This window comes from Ralstonia sp. AU12-08 (genome assembly GCF_000442475.1).
GTDB classification, from domain to species: domain Bacteria; phylum Pseudomonadota; class Gammaproteobacteria; order Burkholderiales; family Burkholderiaceae; genus Ralstonia; species Ralstonia insidiosa.
Genome location: NZ_ASZV01000017.1, coordinates 17327 through 34323 on the forward strand (window position 1 = coordinate 17327; position 16997 = coordinate 34323).

At 63.3% G+C, this 16997-nt stretch carries 14 protein-coding genes; 2 read left to right on the forward strand and 12 right to left on the reverse strand.

Annotation, left to right across the window (positions count from 1 at the left end; genetic code table 11):
- Positions 1-26: 26 nt before the first annotated feature.
- Positions 27-1175: an iron-containing alcohol dehydrogenase gene (locus tag C404_RS40640; RefSeq protein ID WP_021194518.1), complete on the forward strand. Its 1149-nt coding sequence runs from the start codon at positions 27-29 to the stop codon at positions 1173-1175.
- 13 nt (positions 1176-1188) lie between these two features.
- Here the strand turns inward: C404_RS40640 and C404_RS40645 are convergent, their stop codons facing one another.
- The 12 genes from C404_RS40645 to C404_RS40700 all read right to left on the reverse strand — a co-directional run bounded on the left by C404_RS40645 (position 1189) and on the right by C404_RS40700 (position 15043).
- Positions 1189-2115, reverse strand: a complete 927-nt coding sequence (locus C404_RS40645) for an alpha/beta fold hydrolase (RefSeq protein WP_021194519.1) — start codon at positions 2113-2115, stop codon at positions 1189-1191.
- A gap of 27 nt (positions 2116-2142) precedes the next feature.
- Positions 2143-3045: an SDR family oxidoreductase gene (locus C404_RS40650; RefSeq protein ID WP_021194520.1), complete on the reverse strand. Its 903-nt coding sequence runs from the start codon at positions 3043-3045 to the stop codon at positions 2143-2145.
- A gap of 52 nt (positions 3046-3097) precedes the next feature.
- Complete coding sequence (locus tag C404_RS40655) at positions 3098-4054, reverse strand: glutathione S-transferase family protein (RefSeq protein WP_021194521.1); 957 nt, start codon at positions 4052-4054, stop codon at positions 3098-3100.
- Between the two features lie 25 nt (positions 4055-4079).
- Positions 4080-4928 carry a class II aldolase/adducin family protein gene (locus tag C404_RS40660; protein ID WP_021194522.1) on the reverse strand — a complete coding sequence of 283 codons (849 nt, stop codon included), beginning with the start codon at positions 4926-4928 and terminating at the stop codon, positions 4080-4082.
- A 102-nt stretch (positions 4929-5030) separates the two neighbouring features.
- Complete coding sequence (locus C404_RS40665; RefSeq protein WP_021194523.1) at positions 5031-6041, reverse strand: NADP-dependent oxidoreductase; 1011 nt, start codon at positions 6039-6041, stop codon at positions 5031-5033.
- 28 nt (positions 6042-6069) lie between these two features.
- A complete protein-coding gene (locus C404_RS40670; protein WP_031329255.1) occupies positions 6070-7473 on the reverse strand; it encodes a serine hydrolase domain-containing protein in 1404 nt (467 codons plus the stop codon).
- Positions 7474-7558: 85 nt separating this feature from the next.
- The gene (locus tag C404_RS40675) at positions 7559-8005 is read right to left on the reverse strand and encodes a PaaI family thioesterase (protein WP_021194525.1); all 447 of its coding nucleotides are present in this window, start codon (positions 8003-8005) and stop codon (positions 7559-7561) included.
- A 32-nt stretch (positions 8006-8037) separates the two neighbouring features.
- Positions 8038-8820 carry an SDR family oxidoreductase gene (locus C404_RS40680; RefSeq protein WP_021194526.1) on the reverse strand — a complete coding sequence of 261 codons (783 nt, stop codon included), beginning with the start codon at positions 8818-8820 and terminating at the stop codon, positions 8038-8040.
- A gap of 35 nt (positions 8821-8855) precedes the next feature.
- Positions 8856-10724, reverse strand: coding sequence for an acyl-CoA dehydrogenase (locus tag C404_RS40685; RefSeq protein WP_021194527.1), 1869 nt, complete (start codon positions 10722-10724; stop codon positions 8856-8858).
- A gap of 324 nt (positions 10725-11048) precedes the next feature.
- Entirely contained in the window at positions 11049-12227 is a 1179-nt protein-coding gene (locus C404_RS40690) for an acetyl-CoA C-acyltransferase (protein ID WP_021194528.1), read from the reverse strand.
- Between the two features lie 59 nt (positions 12228-12286).
- A complete protein-coding gene (pncA, locus tag C404_RS40695) occupies positions 12287-12928 on the reverse strand; it encodes a bifunctional nicotinamidase/pyrazinamidase (RefSeq protein WP_021194529.1) in 642 nt (213 codons plus the stop codon).
- A gap of 33 nt (positions 12929-12961) precedes the next feature.
- Positions 12962-15043, reverse strand: coding sequence for a 3-hydroxyacyl-CoA dehydrogenase NAD-binding domain-containing protein (locus C404_RS40700; RefSeq protein ID WP_021194530.1), 2082 nt, complete (start codon positions 15041-15043; stop codon positions 12962-12964).
- 370 nt (positions 15044-15413) lie between these two features.
- Between C404_RS40700 and C404_RS40705 the strand changes: the two genes are divergently transcribed.
- Positions 15414-16961, forward strand: a complete 1548-nt coding sequence (locus C404_RS40705; protein WP_031329256.1) for an amino acid permease — start codon at positions 15414-15416, stop codon at positions 16959-16961.
- The last annotated feature ends 36 nt before the right edge of the window (positions 16962-16997 follow it).

Here is a 16997-nt window from a genome sequence, read left to right on the forward strand (position 1 = left end):
GCAGACAAACCTTCCGGAGACAGCGCATGGCCCTCATCTTCTATCTCACCCACGTCCACCTCGGCTTTGGCACGGTCAACGAGCTGAAAAGCGAATGCGCGCGCGTCGGCATCCGCCGGCCGATGATCGTGACCGACAAGGGCGTGGCCGCCGCCGGGTTAGCCCAGCGGGCCATCGATGCCACGGGTGGGCTGCCCGTCACCGTGTTCGACGAGACGCCGTCCAACCCGACCGAGGCGATGGTGTTGAAGGCCACCGCGCAGTACAAGGACGCCGGTTGCGATGGGCTGATCGCCATTGGGGGTGGTTCGTCGATTGACCTGGCCAAGGGCATCGCCATTGCAGCGACGCACCCGGAGCCGCTGACCACCTACGCGACTATCGAAGGCGGCAGCGCGAAGATCACGGAAGCCGCGGCACCGCTGATCGCCATTCCCACCACGGCTGGCACAGGCAGCGAGGTGGCGCGCGGCGCCATCATCATCCTGGAAGACGGCCGCAAGCTTGGCTTCCACTCGTGGCACCTGCTGCCCAAATCGGCCATCTGCGATGCGGAATTGACGCTCGGCCTGCCGCCCGCGCTGACGGCGGCCACCGGCATGGATGCCATCGCGCACTGCATTGAGACCTTTCTCGCGCCCGCCTTCAACCCGCCCGCCGATGGCATCGCGCTGGATGGTTTGGAGCGCGCCTGGGCCAACATCGAGCGCGCCACGCGTGACGGTTCAGACCGCGATGCGCGGCTGAACATGATGAGCGCCTCCATGCAGGGCGCGATGGCATTCCAGAAGGGGCTGGGGTGCGTGCATTCGTTGTCGCACCCGCTGGGCGGTGTGAAGGTGAACGGCAAGACAGGGCTGCACCACGGCACGCTCAACGCGGTGGTGCTGCCGGCAGTGCTGCGGTTTAACGAGACAGCGGAAACCGTGGTGCGGGACAACCGCTACGCGCGCATGCGTCGCGTGATGAATCTGCCGGCGGACGCCGACCTCGCGCAAGCCGTGCATGACTTGACGGCGCGCCTGGGCTTGCCGACCGGCCTGCGTCAGATGGGCGTGCCGGAAGATGCGCTGGAACACGTGGTGGAAGGCGCCCTGCTCGACCACTGCCACAAGACCAACCCGCGCATCGCCACGGCGGATGATTACCGCCGCATGCTGGCGGAGTCGATGTAACGCTGAGAACGCGTTACGAAACGAACGGCCGGATCAACGCAGTGATGCGCTCCGGCTGCTCGTGCACCACCCAGTGCGTGCCATTGGGAATGCGTTCGAGCTGCATATCCGGAATGAAGCGCTCCAGCCCGTTGAGCAGGCTCTTGGGTAGCGCCATGTCCATCTCGCCCCAGATCACCAGCGTGGGCATCTTCACGACAAACGCTTCCGGCGGCATCTGATCGATGCGCAGCGGCGCCGTGCCTTCCGTGGGCGGGTGCAAAGGCGAGGCGCGGTAGTAGTTCACACCGCCTGTGAGGCCATGCGAGCCACCCTCGCCCGGCTGACGCCATGCAGCGTGATAGCGCGCCCGTACCTCCGGCGTAAACCACTCGGCCACCGGCTGTCCCATGCCATGAAAGAAGCCTTCCAGCTTCTCGAACTCGTTGGCAGCCAGCGCGTCTTCCGAGCCCGGCTGGCGTAGCCAGTTCATGTACGCAGATGAAGCCTGCTGTGCCGGATCACTCAGCAGCGCATTCGCAAACACCCACGGATGCGGCGAATTGATGATCACCAATCGCTCAACCAGTTCCGGATGTTGGATGGCGAGGTTCCAGCAGATCGCCCCGCCCCAGTCGTGCGCCACCACGATGGCGCGCTCATACCCCAGCGCCGTAATGAACTGCGCTAGATCCTGCACCAGCAGCTTCGGGCGATACGCATCCACCGCCGCTGGCTTGCTCGACAGGTTGTAGCCGCGCATATCAGGCGCCACGGCAAAGTGCGTATCACCGAATGCCGCGAGCTGTGCTTCCCACTCGTACCAGAACTCCGGAAAGCCGTGCACGAACAGCATCAGCGGCGCACCGCGCTTGCCGGCGCTGGCGTAATGCAGCCGCGTGCCGTTGGGCAGATCGGCGAACTGCGATTCAGTGATGGCGGTTGCAGTGGTGGCGGTCATGGCGGCTCCGGAGTCGTGGGGTGAGCATTAGTCGCGCAGTGCATCCACCAGACGTGCGCGCACGTCCGGCTTGCCCTCGAACGGGTCTGACGGATTACGCTGCGAAATGATGTCTTCAAAACGATGCTGCACTGGTGCCAGCGCATGCGGGTGCGAGTAGATGTAGAAGCTCGCATCGCGAATCGCATCAAACGTCATCTGGCCGACCTGCTCCGCCGTCACCTTGCCGGAGCTGACCGCCTTGTCCGACATGGCTTGCGACACAAGCTGCGATTTCGTGGGCGGCGCCGTATTGGCAAGGTCCTGCGGGCGATTGCGGTGTGACTTCGTAATGCCCGTCGGCACAAAGTACGGGCACAGCACCGAGCAATGAATCTGTTCCGTCACCAGGCTCAAATCCTGATACAGCGATTCAGACAACGCCACCACCGCGTGCTTGGACACGTTGTAGATGCCCATGGCCGGCGCATTCAGCAGCCCGGCCATCGATGCCGTATTGATGATATGGCCCTCGTACGACGGGTCTTTCTTCGCAGCTGCCAGCATCAGCGGCGTGAAGATGCGCACACCGTGGATCACGCCATGCAGGTTCACTCCGAGCACCCAATCCCAGTCGCGCTCGGTGTTCTCCCAGATCAGGCCGCCAGCGCCCACGCCTGCGTTGTTGAACAGCAGGTTGACCTTACCGAACGTCTTGATGGCGGCATCGGCCAGCGCCTGGACGTCTTCCACCTTCGACACGTCAACGCGCAGGCCGATGACTTCGACGCCCTGCGCCGCAAACTCAGCCACTGCGGCATCCAGGGCGTCCTGCTGGATATCGGCCAGCACCAGCTTCATGCCCAACCCGGCGGCGTTCTTGGCGAACTCTTTGCCGAAACCCGACGCACCACCCGTGATGACGGCCACGCCGCCTGCGAATTGCTTCATACGTGTCTCTCTCGTGTTGTTGTCATGAAGGATGATAGAAACAGCAAGCCCCTTAGCCGGCCGCTTCAACCTTGCGCACGGCGTAACCCACGCGCGGGAAATGCACCACCACCTGGCCAACGCGTGCGTCTTCACGCAGCACGCCCACCGTGTCGCGGGTGGAGACGATCAACTCGCCTTCGATCGGGTCAACGCCGTAGTCGACTGCGGCCACCGTTACGCGTGTGCCCTTGGGCAAGCCGTAGCGATCGTCGAATGGCGCGTTCGGCTCGGTCAGCGCGTGCGGTGTGGCGGCGCGGGCAACGTCCAGCGCTTCCGCCGGCGTCATCGGCTGGGCCTGTGAGTGCCCAAACGCGGCGATGCGATGCATCCACGCCACGACCTCCGGATGCGCGTCCAGAATGCCCGCCACGCCCGTCGCACGGCGGATGAACCACAGGCAGTGGTAGACGGAGAAATCCGCCACGGTCGGCTGTTCACCGAACAGGAAGATGTGCTCACCGGAGGCGAATTGCCGCTCCAGTTGCGCGAGGAAGACATGCAGCGTCGACGCGGCCTCCTGCGGCGGCGTGCGCAGGCCGGTGCCGCCCGCGCGCATGGCCTTGCGATCTTCCACGAAAGCCTTGACGAACTCCTCAGGCATGCCGCCGAACAGACTCTGAAAACCCGCAGGCTGCATGACAAAGGTGGCTGACGCCCAGAACAGCGTCGTATCCGCCCATTGCGCCACGGCAAACACCGCTGCCGCATGCTCGGACGGCACGAGCCTGGGCAGCGGATGAATCGACTCCAGTACCTGCGCGATCAACGCGGTATCGCAGTAGATATCTGCGCCGATCTGCAGGAACGGCGTGCGCCGGTAGCCGCCGGTGAGCGGCATCACGTCCGGCTTGGGCAAAATCACGGGCACCGTGACGGACTTCCACGGCTGGTCTTTGTAGCCGAGGATCAACCGCACCTTCTCTGAAAACGGCGAGGTGGCGTAGTGATGCAGGATCAAGTCCGTCATGGATGCTCCAGGTGTTGAGAACCGATCAGTCGAGCAGATCGGGTTGTTCTTTGACGATGCGCGCGTACAGCGGCTGGAACTGGAACCACCCTGCCTGCGCCGAGCCGACGATGGAATACGCCTGTCGCGCGGCGGTGTCGGAAATCGTGCGCGGTGCCTCGCCGGTGCGTGCGGCTGCAGCTTCGGCCAGCAACTGCACCTGGCAGGAGCGTTCCATGGTGATGAACCACCAGGCCGCCTCGTCGACCGTCTTGCCGACGGTCAGCAGGCCGTGGTTCTGCAGGATGGCGGCCTTGTTGTTGCCGAGTGCCTCGGCAATGCGCTGGCCTTCGTCCAGCTCAACGACCACGCCGCCGAAATCGTCATACACCGCATGGTCGCCATAGAAGGCGCACACGTCCTGTGTGAGCGGATCGAGCTTGCGGCCGAGCGTCGACCATGCGCGCCCGTACGTGCTGTGCGAGTGCGCTGCGGCGACGGCATCCGGCCGTGCACCATGCACCCGCGAGTGAATGGCAAACGCCGCTGCGTTGACCGGGTAGTCGCCCTCGACCACGTTGCCATGGTGATCGCAGCGGATCAGGTTCGACACCGTCACCTGGCTGAAATGCACGCCGAACGGGTTGACCCAGAAGCTGTCCTGGTGCTCCGGGTCGCGTGCAGTGATGTGCCCGGCCACACCTTCGTCGAAACCGAATTTGGAGAACAGGCGGAACGCCGCTGCCAGACGCTGCTTACGATGCAGGCGCTCTTCGGCAACGGTGGCGAACTGCGGCGGGCGCGGCAGGTTGCGATAACGGGCAGCGGCCTCGGGACTGAGGTTGCTGGTCATGTCTTCGGGCCGCTTAGCGTGTGCGGTGTCGGGTGCGTTCATGGTGTCTCCTTCACGCAGTCGTTGTGGGTGGAGCCATTCTGTGGTGGCCCTCACACCGCGGACTGTCAAGCGATTGACAGTCCGCACATCGACGTTAAAACGTCAGACCAGCTTCACGAGTTGCTTGCCGAAGTTCTTGCCCTTGAGCAGGCCAATGAAGGCTTCCGGCGCACTTGCCAGACCGTCTGCCACGCTCTCGCGGAACTTCAGCTTGCCTTGCGCCACGAAGCCGCCAAGCTCGCGCAGTGCTTCCGGCCACACGTCCATATGCTCGGAGACGATGAAACCTTCGATGGTCAGGCGCGACACCAGGATCAGTTGCGGGTTCTGCAGCGGCAACGGCTGGCCGTCGTAGCCGGCGATCATGCCGCACATGGCAATGCGGCCGAACGCGTTCATGCGCGACAGCACCGCATCCAAAATCGGGCCTCCAACGTTCTCGAAGTACGAGTCGATACCGTCCGGCGTGGCAGCCTTGAGCATCTGGTACAGCTCCTTCGGGTCCTTGGCGGCCTTGTAGTCGATGCAGGCATCAAAGCCCAGCTCGTTGACCACGTAGTCGCACTTGTCCTTGCCGCCGGCAAAGCCCACGGCGCGGCAGCCCTTGAGCTTCGCAAGCTGGCCGACCACGCTGCCCACGGCGCCCGATGCGGCGCTCACCGCCACGGTCTGGCCGGGCTTGGGCAGCATGATCTTGTTCAGGCCGTACCACGCCGTCACGCCCGGCATGCCCACTGAACCCAGATACGCCGACAGCGGAATATGGCGCGTATCCACCTTCTGAATGCCACGCCCGTCGGACACCCCCACTTCCTGCCAGCCGAACATGCCGACCACGTTGTCGCCCACGGCAAACGACGGGTTCTTCGAGGCTTCCACCACGCCCACCGTCCCACCGATCATCACTTCATCCAGCGGCTGCGGCTGCGCATACGACTTGCTGTCGTTCATGCGGCCGCGCATGTACGGATCGAGCGACAGGAAATGGTTGCGCACCAGCACCTGGCCGTCCTGCAGTTCGGGGATGTCGGCCGTCTCTAGGCGGAAGTTGTCCGGCGTCACGGCACCTTGCGGACGGGACGCCAGAACGATGCGCTGATAAGTCTTCGACATGAAAAACACTCCTAGGTATGCGAATGGGTCACTTCTGATGCATGAGGAAATCCGCCAGCGCAGCAAAGGCCGGCAGCGTGATCGGATCGTTGGCGCCATTGGCGGCGATGGGGTGCGAGGCATAGCGCACGACCGTCATCTGGGCCTCCGGATCAATATAGATCGCCTGACCATGGATGCCGCGCGCCTCAAAAGCGTGGTGGGCATTGTTCGAGATCCACCACATATTGCGGTACGACCAGCCCGGCAGTGTGGCGTAGCCGGCCTTGGCAAACTTGGCAGGGTCGCCACCACGGCGGATGTCGTCGATCACGCTCTTGGGCAGGATCTGGCGGCCGTTGAAGCGGCCGTCGTTGCGGATCATCTCGCCAAAACGGGCCAGATCACGCAGCGTGGTGTTCAGGCCACCGCCACCGGATTCGGTGCCGATACTGTCCACCCCAAAGTACGCATCGTTCTCTGCCCCCATCGGTTGCCAGATACGCTCAGACAGCAGCGCGGCCAATGATTTGTTGGATGCGCGACGGACAATCCAGGCCAGGACTTCTGCGTTGACGGTCTTGTACGAAAACGCTGCGTCATGCTCGCCTTCCTTCTTCAGTGTGACGAGATAGTCGTAGAAGTTATCCGGTCCTTTGTAGCCCGCCGGGCGCGGCAGCATGCCGCCGGCACGGGCGTAGGCCCAGACATCGGCGTTCGGGTCGGCGTAGTTTTCGGAATAGCGCACGCCGATGGTCATGTCCATGACCTGGCGCACGGTGGCGTCGCTATACGCACTGTCTTTGAGTTCCGGCACGTATTGCGTGACGGGCGCGGCGGGATCGAGCTTGCCGTCGGCCACCAGCATGGCGGCCAGCGTGCCGACAAACGATTTCGTGACCGACATGGCAATGTGCTGGGTGTGTGCATCGAGCGCGCCAAAGTAGCGCTCATACACCACCTTACCCTTGTGCATGACGAGAATGCCGTCGGTGTATGTCAGCTTCAGGGCTTCGGCAAAAGTGCGGCGCACGCCCTCAGGGTCGGTGAACAGCACGCCGTTGATATCGCGTTCAGCGCGCGGCAGCTTGCTGACCGGGCCATCGCCGTGCCAGACCGCGCGTGTCGGTACGAACTCACGCACATGGCTGAAGCCATAGCGCGTGCGCGGGAACATGTTGCCCGCCAGGTCAAAGCGGATGATGCGATCGGGCGGCGGCGGGAAGCCCTGCATCCAGCCCATCTTGTTCGGGTCGGACTCGTCCGCGGTGAGCGGCTTCTGCATGGGGGGCTTCGGTGCGGGCGGTGCCTGTACGGTGGTTTGGGCGTCAGCAGCGGGCGCAGCGGCCGGCGCAGAATTCGAGGCGCATCCTTCCAGGGTCATGATCAATCCGGTGCAGCAAAGCAGAGTGATGGCAAGGGCAGACGCCGTTCGCCGTGCGGGTTGTTGCATGGTTGTCTCCGTGATTGCTTTTCTTGTTGTCCAGGCCCCCGGGCCTGGGGTGTGCAACTGGGTACTGCAACTGCAACCTCTGTGATCAGCCGTCCGCGCCTGCTGATGTGTCCAATTCGGGCGTACGCGGCGGCGGCATGCGCTTGACGAACTTGAACGTGCCCGAGCCGCGGGCGACCAGCTTGCCGGTATCGTCCCTCACCTCGCCTTCGCAGAACGCCATAGTGGTGGACTGATGCACGCAGCGCGCACTGGCCTTGAGCGTGCCGCGCCCGGGCTGCATGAACGCTGTCTTCATCTCAATCGTCACCACGCCGCGACCGTGCACGTCAGCCGAGCGGCCGGCCATCGCCATTGCCACATCGAGCATCGTCATGGTCACGCCGCCGTGGGCCATCTCCCAGCTGTTCATGTGGCGATCTTCCAGCGTCAGCTCGACGATGCCCTCACCATCCGCCGCCTTCAGGCAGCGCATGTCGATGAGTTTCAGGAAAGGAATGTCGATCGGAAAACCGTTGTTGTCTGCGCTCATGCTGCGTTCAAAAGAGTGGAAAGCAGCCGAAATTAGACCACGCTCACGCCGCCGTCGACGGCCAGGATCTGTCCGGTGATGTGCTTGGACGCATCCGATGCGAACAGCGCGGCCACGCCCTTCAGGTCTTCGTCATCGCCAATGCGATGCAGCGGCGACTTCTCGGTCAGCTTGTCGACGCCCAGCTTTTCCAGCGAACCGCGCGTCATCTTCGACGGGAAGAAGCCCGGGGCGATGGCGTTGACGGTGATGCCGTGCTCGCCCCATTCGCCGGCCAATGCGCGCGTGAAGTTGACCACCGCGCCCTTGCTGGTGTTGTAGGCAATCGTGTCGAGCGAACCCGGAGGGTTGCCCTTCAGGCCGGCAATCGATGCCACGTTGACGATCTTCCCGTACTTGCGCGGGATCATCGAACGCTTGCCGATCTGCTGCGTGAGCAGGAACAAGCCACGGATGTTCAGGTTCATCACCTTGTCCCACGCCTCAACCGGATGATCTTCGGCCGGAGCGCCCCACGTCGCACCCGCGTTGTTGACGAGAATGTCGATGTGGCCCAGTTTGGCCAGCGCCTCGTCAGCCAGGCGCTGGATGTCGGCTTCGACCGCGCCGTCGGCGGCAATCCAGTCGGCTTCGATACCGAGCGACTTCAGATGCGCCTGCGCATCTTTCAGCTCGTCGGCCTTGCGCGCCGACAGCACGATGCGCGCGCCCTGCTCACCCAGTGCTTCGGCAATCTGCAGGCCAAGCCCGCGCGAACCGCCAGTAATCAGCGCCGTCTTGCCGGAAAGATCGAACAGATGCTTGAGCGTACCCATGGTGTCTCCTATGTCGTTTTCGTTGTGACGTGTCGTTAGAACCAAGCGTCCTGCATGTCCAGCGTGGTCGTGTCGAGCGAGCCCAGCAGCGCGATCTGCGGGTCGATCTTCGGCAACTCCCACTGGAAGAAGTAGCGTGCGGCTTGCAGCTTGCCGCGGTAGAAATCGGCGTCCTCGCCCTGGGCGTTCGGCAATGCCTTGGCCGCGGTCAGCGCCTGTTCCAGCCAGAGCCATGCCACCACGACGTGGCCGAAGGCTTCCAGATAGACCGACGCATTGGCCAGCGTCACACGCGGGTCGCCAGCGGCCCACAGCGTCTGCGTGACCTTGGCCAGCTTTTGCATGGCCATGCCGAGCGCGCGGCCGTAGCTGATCAACGTTTCATCGCCGGTCTCCAGCGCACGACCGACCGTGGCCTGTACGCGCTCGCCGAGTGCGGTGAAGGCGGCGCCGTCCTGCATTACAACCTTGCGGCCAAGCAGGTCCAGACCCTGAATGCCGTGCGTGCCTTCGTGGATCGGGTTCAGGCGGTTGTCGCGGTAGAACTGTTCGACGTTGTACTCGCGCGTGTAGCCGTAGCCGCCGTGTACCTGGATCGCCAGGCTGTTGGCCTCCAGGCACCACTGCGACGGCCAGCTCTTGGCGATGGGCGTGAGGATGTCGAGCAGCAGCCCGAGCTTGGCGCGCTTGGCGGCATCCGTTTCACCGCGCTCTTCATCGACGAGCTTGGCGCAATACAGATTCAGGCCGAGCGCGCCTTCCACGTACGCTTTCTGGGCCAGCAGCATGCGGCGCACGTCAGCATGATCGACGATGCAGATTTGCGGGGACGCCGCATCCTTGCCTGACGGACCAATCGGGCGACCCTGCGGGCGATTACGCGCGTAATCCACCGCATGCAGGTAGCCGGTGTAGCCCAACATCGTCGCGCCCATGCCGACGCCGATGCGCGCCTCGTTCATCATGTGGAACATGCAGGCGAGGCCCTTGTGCGGCTCGCCGACGAGGTAGCCGATGGCGCCGGCGCGCGGCTGGCCATCTGCCCCTTTCGGGCGGAATTGCGTGCCTTCGCCAAAGTTGAGCAAGCAGTTGGTTGTGCCGCGATAGCCCATCTTGTGGTTCAGGCCGGCCAGCACCACGTCGTTGCGCTCACCCAGTGAGCCATCTGCATTGACGAGGAACTTGGGCACGATGAAGAGCGAGATACCCTTCACGCCCGGAATCAGCTTGCCGTCCGGGCCGGGGATCTTCGCCAGCACGAGGTGGACGATGTTGTCCGACAGTTCGTGCTCGCCGGCGGAGATCCACATCTTGTTGCCGGTCAGTCGATATTGCTGGCCCAGCGGCGATTCGCCTTCGTACTCAGCGCGCGTGACGATGTCCGACAGCGACGAACCCGCCTGCGGCTCCGACAGGCACATCGTGCCGTAGAAGCGGCCTTCCATCTCAGGCTGCACGAACGTTTCGATCTGCGCGGGCGTACCGTGGGCGAGCAGCAGGTTCGCGTTGCCGATGGTGAGGAATGGGTATGAGCTGGTGCCGACGTTGGCAGCCTTGAAGAAGCCGAAGCCGGCCTTCTCCACCACGGTCGGCAGTTGCATGCCGCCACGCTCGAAGTCTTGCCCGGCGGCCATCAGGCCGGCCTTGTTGAAGGCGTCCAGCGCGATCTTCACTTCGGGAATGATGTGGACCGAGGTGCCGTCGAAATGCGGCTCCTGCTGGTCGTTTTTCTTGTTGTGCGGGGCGAAGAGGTCCGTTGCGATGCGCTCGCAGGTATCGAGCGCGGCGTCGAAGGTTTCGCGGGAGTGGTCGGCGTAACGGGGAATGCTTGTGAGTGACTCGACGTTGAGCCATTCGTAGAGCAGGAAGTTCAGGTCGCGGCGCGACAGCAGCAGAGAAGACATGATGTTTTGTGGTCCATCCCTTGTTTCATCCCCTGCCGGGGCTGACTCACTTTCTTTGGTCTTGCCCAAAGAAAGTAAGCAAAGAAATGCGCGCCCGAGATGGCGAAAGATTTCTTGAATTTCCGTAACCGGGCGGAGACGGGAAAAACTCGCTTCGCTCAGACAGTTTCCCGTCTTGTTTCCGCCCGTTTACGGAAATTCAAGGCGCCATCAAGGGCAGGAACGTCAACGGCCAAACCATTGGAATGCGTGGGTTGGAGCCTAGTGGGGACGTTCCCGTCCAAAGAAAACAGGCTCCCGTTTTTGGTGGGAGCCTGTGTCTCTTTAGAGTACCTCGAACAGCCCGGCAGCGCCTTGGCCGCCGCCGATGCACATGGTCACGACCACGTACTTGACGCCGCGGCGCTTGCCTTCGATCAGCGCGTGGCCGACCAGGCGTGCGCCCGACACGCCGTACGGGTGGCCCACGGCGATGGCGCCGCCGTTGACGTTCAGACGGTCCATGGGGATGCCGAGCTTGTCAGCGCAGTACAGCACTTGCACGGCAAACGCTTCGTTCAGTTCCCACAGGCCGATGTCTTCGACCTTCAGGCCGGCCTTCTTGAGCAGCTTGGGCACGGCAAACACCGGGCCGATGCCCATTTCATCCGGCTCGCAACCGGCCACAGCAAAGCCACGGAACACGCCCAGCGGCTGCAGGCCCTTGGCAGCGGCCACCTTGCCGTTCATCACCACGGCTGCCGATGCGCCGTCGGAGAACTGGCTGGCGTTGCCGGCCGTGATCACGCCACCCGGCATGGCGGTGCGGATTTTCGACACGCCTTCCAGCGTCGTATCGGCACGGATACCTTCGTCAGCCGAGATCGTGACTTCACGCGTCATGAGCTGGCCTGTCTTGGCATCGGCCACGCCCATCACCGTCGTCATCGGCACGATTTCGTCGTTGAACTTGCCGGCGGCGGCGGCAGCGGCAGCGCGCTGCTGGCTCTGCACGCCGTATTCGTCCATGCGCTCCTTGGCGATGTTGTAGCGCTTGGCGACGTTCTCGGCGGTCTGGAGCATGCTCCAGTAGATCTCGGGCTTGTGCTTGCGCAGCCAGCCTTCTTGCAGCATGTGGTGGTTCATCTCTTGCTGCACGCACGAGATGGACTCCACACCGCCGGCCACGAAGATATCGCCTTCATCGGCAATCACGCGCTGCGCGGCCATGGCGATGGTCTGCAGGCCCGACGAGCAGAAGCGGTTGACGGTCGCGCCCGGCACGGTCACGGGGCAGCCGGCACGCAGGGCGATCTGACGGGCGATGTTGGCGCCGGTCGCGCCTTCCGGGTTCGCGCAGCCCATCAGGATGTCTTCGACTTCACCCGGCTCGATCTTGGCGCGCTCGATGGCGTGCTGGACTGCATGGCCGCCCAGCGTGGCGCCATGCGTCATGTTGAAGGCGCCCTTCCAGCTCTTGGCCAGGCCCGTACGTGCGGTGGAAACGATGACTGCTTCGGTCATGGTGTTGCTCCTCGTATCTGGTGGAGGCGCGCTGCATCGGCAGGCGCCCGGTATCTCTGTTATCCGTTCAGAATCTCGTGCGACTGCAACCGTGCGATGCCCGCATCCGTCATGCGCTGCCACGCCTGCGCAAGCGACCCATTCAGGTCAATCGCGCGGCAAGCATCCTCGATGACAGCCACGTCCAGCCCCGCCGCCCGCGCATCCAGCGCTGACCACGCCACACAAAAGTCCGTGGCCAGCCCGACGCAGAACACGCGCTTAATCCCAAGCTCGCGCAGGTAGCCCAGCAGACCCGTCGGCGTCTTGCGATCCGCTTCAAAAAACGCGGAGTAGCTGTCGATGTGCGGGTGATAGCCCTTGCGGACGATCAACTGCGCATACGGCACGTCCAGCCGATCGGCCAGCGCGGCACCGGTGCCGTGTTGCACGCAGTGCACCGGCCACAGTACCTGCTGGCCGTACGGCAAATCGATGGTGCCGAACGGCTGCTTACCGGGGTGATTGACTGCGAACGACACATGCTCGCGCGGGTGCCAGTCCTGCGTCAGCACGGTTCGCGCAAGCGGCCCGAATGCCTTGGCGAGCCGGTTGACGGCCGGGATGACCTGGTCGCCGTCCGGCACCGCCAGCGCACCGCCGGGCAGAAAATCGTTCTGCACGTCGATGATCAGCAGGCAGTCGGTGGGCGTGAGTTGCATGGCGGCTCAGTCGCTTGGTTGATTAGCCGCGCATTAACCGTTAAAGCCCTTGCCTTCATCGGCCAGCTTCTGCAGCAGCGGCGCGACCTTCCACGCTTCACCGTGGTAGCCCTTGCTGTAGCGGTGCATGGTCTGCGCGACGTTGTACAGGCCGACGGTGTCTGCGTAGAGCATCGGGCCACCGCGGAACAGCGGGAAGCCGTAGCCGGTCAGGTAGACCATGTCGATGTCCGACGCCTTGGAGGCAATGCCCTCTTCCAGGATCTTTGCGCCTTCGTTCACCAGCGCGAACACCAGGCGCTCGACGATCTCTTCATCCGAGATCTTGCGGCGCGTGATGCCCAGGTCCTTCGAGTGCTGGACGATCATGTCGTTGACTTGCTGGTTCGGGTACGGCTTGCGGTCGCCCGGCTTGTAGTCGTACCAGCCGCCGCCCGTCTTCTGGCCGAAGCGGCCCATTTCGCACAGCAGGTCGGCCGTCTTGGAGTAGGCGATGTCTGGCTTGTCCACGGCGCGGCGCTTGCGGATGGCCCAGCCGATGTCGTTGCCGGCCAGGTCGCCCATGCGGAACGGGCCCATGGCAAAGCCGAACTTCTCGATAGCCTTGTCGACTTGTTCCGGCAGCGCGCCTTCGTCCAGCAGGTAGCCGGCCTGGCGGCTGTATTGCTCGATCATGCGGTTGCCGATGAAGCCATCGCACACGCCGGAAACGACCGCCGTCTTCTTGATGGCCTTGGCGAGCTTCATGACGGTCGCCAGCACGTCCTTGGCGGTGTCCTTGCCGCGCACCACTTCCAGCAGCTTCATCACGTTGGCCGGGCTGAAGAAGTGCATGCCGACCACGTCTTGCGGGCGCTTGGTAAAGCTGGCGATCTTGTCCACGTCCAGCGTGGACGTGTTCGACGCCAGAATTGCACCTTGCTTGACGACTTCGTCCAGCTTCTTGAACACGACTTCCTTGACGCCCATTTCTTCAAACACGGCCTCGATGACGAGGTCGGCGTCCTTGATGTCGTCGTACGAGAGCGTCGGGGTCAGGAGCGCCATGCGTTGCTCGACCTTCTCCTGCGTCAGCTTGCCCTTCTTGGCGCTGTTCTCGTAGTTCTTGCGGATGGTGGCGACGCCGCGGTCCAGCGCTTCCTGCTTGGTTTCCAGCATCGTGACCGGAATGCCCGCGTTCAGGAAGTTCATGGAGATACCGCCGCCCATGGTGCCGGCGCCGATCACGGCCACCTTTTCCACCTTGCGCACCGGCGTGTCTTCCGGCACGTCGGGAATCTTGCTGGCAGCACGCTCGCCGAAGAAGGCGTGACGCAGGGCGCGCGATTCGCTGGTATTCACCAGTTCGATGAACAGGTCACGCTCGAACTTGATGCCGTCGTCAAAGCGCTTCTCAACGGCAGCTTGCACTGCGTCAACGCACTTGCCCGGTGCCGGGAAGTTCTTGGCGACTGCCGCAACGGTGTTGCGGGCGAATTGCAGGAAACCTTGGGGATTGTCGTGCTCGATCTTGCGATCACGCACCTTCGGCAGCTTGCCCTCGGCAGCGGCCTTGAGCGCAAAGTCGATGGCGCCGGCCATCAGGTCGCCTTCGACCATCTGGTCGAACAAGCCGCTCTTGGCCAGCTTTTCCGACGGAATGGCGGTGCCCGAAACGATCATGTTCAGAGCGGGCTCCAGGCCGATCGCACGCGGCAGGCGCTGCGTACCGCCGGCGCCCGGCAGAATGCCCAGCTTCACTTCCGGCAGCGCGATCTGCGCGCCCGGCGCAGCCACACGGTAGTGGCAGCCCAATGCCAGTTCCAGCCCGCCGCCCATCGCCACCGAGTGGATGGCCGCGACGACCGGCTTGCCGCTCGATTCAACCGCCTTGATGACAGCGTGCAGCGTCGGCTCTTGCGTGGCCTTGGGCGTGTTGAATTCGCGGATATCGGCGCCGCCCGAGAAGGCCTTGCCTGCGCCGGTGATCACAATGGCCTTGACGCTGGGGTCATCACCAGCCTTGACCATGCCCTCAACGATGCCCAGGCGCGTGGAATGGCCAAGGCCGTTGACCGGCGGGTTGCTGAGCGTAATGACGGCAACGCCGTCTTGGACCTTGTACTCCGCAGTCATGCTGGTTCCTTTGGTGATGCGAGGGCCGGCTCGATTGACGCCAAAGCAGCGCACCGTGCCTCGCGGTTGAACTGTCTCTCAAGTATCGTTTTTTTAACGCGCGGTAAGGCCGCGACTCGACACAGAATACACAAAATAGCACGGTCGTTCAATTTTTATTTTTGCGCTGCACGGCGCCATCCAGCGGGCCATGAAGCGGGCTGCGGCGGGTTCAAACGCGTGTGCTGCAGCATCGATTTTTTGCCCGGCACATGACGGTTTTGATAGAGTCGCGCATTTCGTCCGCTGGGTGCCCATCAGGCGCGGGGACGTCTCGTCACATTTCGTCGATTCCATTCGCGATCCGAGTGGAGTCGTCCACTCTGTATCCATGTCAGAACACGCTACCCCGTCCACAGAGACGCCGGGCTTGCGCCGCACATTGCGCGCGCGCCATCTCACCATGATCGCCATTGGCGGATCGATCGGTACCGGGCTGTTCGTGGCCTCGGGCGCGACGGTCTCGCAAGCGGGCCCCGGTGGCGCACTCGCCGCCTACATCCTGATCGGGGTCATGGTCTACTTCCTGATGACCAGCCTGGGCGAGCTTGCCGCCTACATGCCAGTCTCGGGCTCGTTTGCCACCTACGGCGCGCTGTATGTCGATGAAGGCTTCGGCTTCGCGCTGGGCTGGAACTATTGGTACAACTGGGCGGTGACCATTGCGGTGGAACTGGCGGCCGCGCAGCTCGTCATGCACTACTGGTTCCCGGATGTGCCGGGGGTGCTGTGGAGTGCGGTGTTCCTCCTCATCATGTTCCTGCTCAACGCCATCTCCGTACGGGGCTTTGGCGAGGCGGAATACTGGTTCGCGCTCATCAAGGTCGTCACCGTCATCTTCTTCATCGGTATTGGCCTGGCGATGATCTTCGGGATCATGAAGGGCGGTCCGCAATCGGGCCTTCAGAACCTGACGCTGGGCGATGCGCCGTTCGTGGGCGGGCTGCCGGCGATGATCGGCGTGGCGATGATCGCGGGGTTCTCGTTCCAAGGGACGGAGCTGATCGGCGTGGCAGCAGGCGAATCGGCTGACCCGGCGCGCACGATTCCGCGGGCAGTCAAGCAAGTGTTCTGGCGCATCCTGCTGTTCTATGTGCTGGCCATCTTCATCATTGGTGTACTGGTGCCGTACACCGATCCGAATCTGCTCTCGACAGAAGTCACCAACATTGGCGTGAGCCCGTTCACGCTGGTGTTCAAGCATGCCGGTCTGGCGTTTGCGGCCGGGCTGATGAACGCGGTGATCCTGACCGCCGTGCTGTCGGCGGGCAATTCGGGCATGTATGCATCCACGCGCATGCTCTACAACCTGGCCACCGAAGGCCGCGCGCCGCGCATCTTTGCGCAACTCACGAAGAACGGTGTGCCGCGCAATGCGCTGCTGGCAACGACCGCTGTGGGCGCGCTGTGTTTCCTCAGCTCGCTGTATGGCGACAAAACCGTTTATCTGTGGCTGCTGAATACCTCGGGCATGACTGGCTTCGTGGCGTGGCTGGGCATTGCCATCAGCCACTATCGCTTCCGCAAGGGGCTGGTGGCGCAGGGGCATGATCCGGCGCAGTTGCCGTATCGCTCGAAGTTCTTCCCGTATGGCCCGCTGTTCGCGTTCGGGCTGTGCCTGGTCATTACGCTCGGCCAGAACTACCAAGCATTCACCAGCGGCACGATCGACTGGCCCGCGGTGATTGCCACGTACATCGGCATTCCAATCTTCTTCCTGATCTGGATTGGCTACCGGCTGGTGCGCGGTGGCGGCATTGTCCGCTACCAGGACATGCACTTCCCGCGCCCGCCCGTGACGCGCGATCCGCTGGCAGGCCAGGACCCTGGCCCCGAACTGCCGACCATCGCCACCCGCGTGTCCGGCACGCAGCAATAACATTTGCCTCGCCTGCCGTTTGCATCGCACTCGGCA

Bases quoted from the DNA above. Each gene is read 5' to 3' on its own strand.
- C404_RS40680 (WP_021194526.1), bottom strand. From the start codon at position 8,820: ATGGGTACGCTCAAGCATCTGTTCGATCTTTCCGGCAAGACGGCGCTG.
- pncA (WP_021194529.1), bottom strand. From the start codon at position 12,928: ATGCAACTCACGCCCACCGACTGCCTGCTGATCATCGACGTGCAGAAC.
- C404_RS40645 (WP_021194519.1), bottom strand. From the start codon at position 2,115: ATGACCGCCACCACTGCAACCGCCATCACTGAATCGCAGTTCGCCGAT.
- C404_RS40660 (WP_021194522.1), bottom strand. From the start codon at position 4,928: ATGAACGCACCCGACACCGCACACGCTAAGCGGCCCGAAGACATGACC.
- C404_RS40675 (WP_021194525.1), bottom strand. From the start codon at position 8,005: ATGAGCGCAGACAACAACGGTTTTCCGATCGACATTCCTTTCCTGAAA.
- C404_RS40700 (WP_021194530.1), bottom strand. From the start codon at position 15,043: ATGACTGCGGAGTACAAGGTCCAAGACGGCGTTGCCGTCATTACGCTC.
- C404_RS40655 (WP_021194521.1), bottom strand. From the start codon at position 4,054: ATGACGGACTTGATCCTGCATCACTACGCCACCTCGCCGTTTTCAGAG.
- C404_RS40640 (WP_021194518.1), top strand. From the start codon at position 27: ATGGCCCTCATCTTCTATCTCACCCACGTCCACCTCGGCTTTGGCACG.
- C404_RS40690 (WP_021194528.1), bottom strand. From the start codon at position 12,227: ATGACCGAAGCAGTCATCGTTTCCACCGCACGTACGGGCCTGGCCAAG.
- C404_RS40685 (WP_021194527.1), bottom strand. From the start codon at position 10,724: ATGTCTTCTCTGCTGCTGTCGCGCCGCGACCTGAACTTCCTGCTCTAC.
- C404_RS40670 (WP_031329255.1), bottom strand. From the start codon at position 7,473: ATGCAACAACCCGCACGGCGAACGGCGTCTGCCCTTGCCATCACTCTG.
- C404_RS40665 (WP_021194523.1), bottom strand. From the start codon at position 6,041: ATGTCGAAGACTTATCAGCGCATCGTTCTGGCGTCCCGTCCGCAAGGT.
- C404_RS40650 (WP_021194520.1), bottom strand. From the start codon at position 3,045: ATGAAGCAATTCGCAGGCGGCGTGGCCGTCATCACGGGTGGTGCGTCG.
- C404_RS40705 (WP_031329256.1), top strand. From the start codon at position 15,414: ATGTCAGAACACGCTACCCCGTCCACAGAGACGCCGGGCTTGCGCCGC.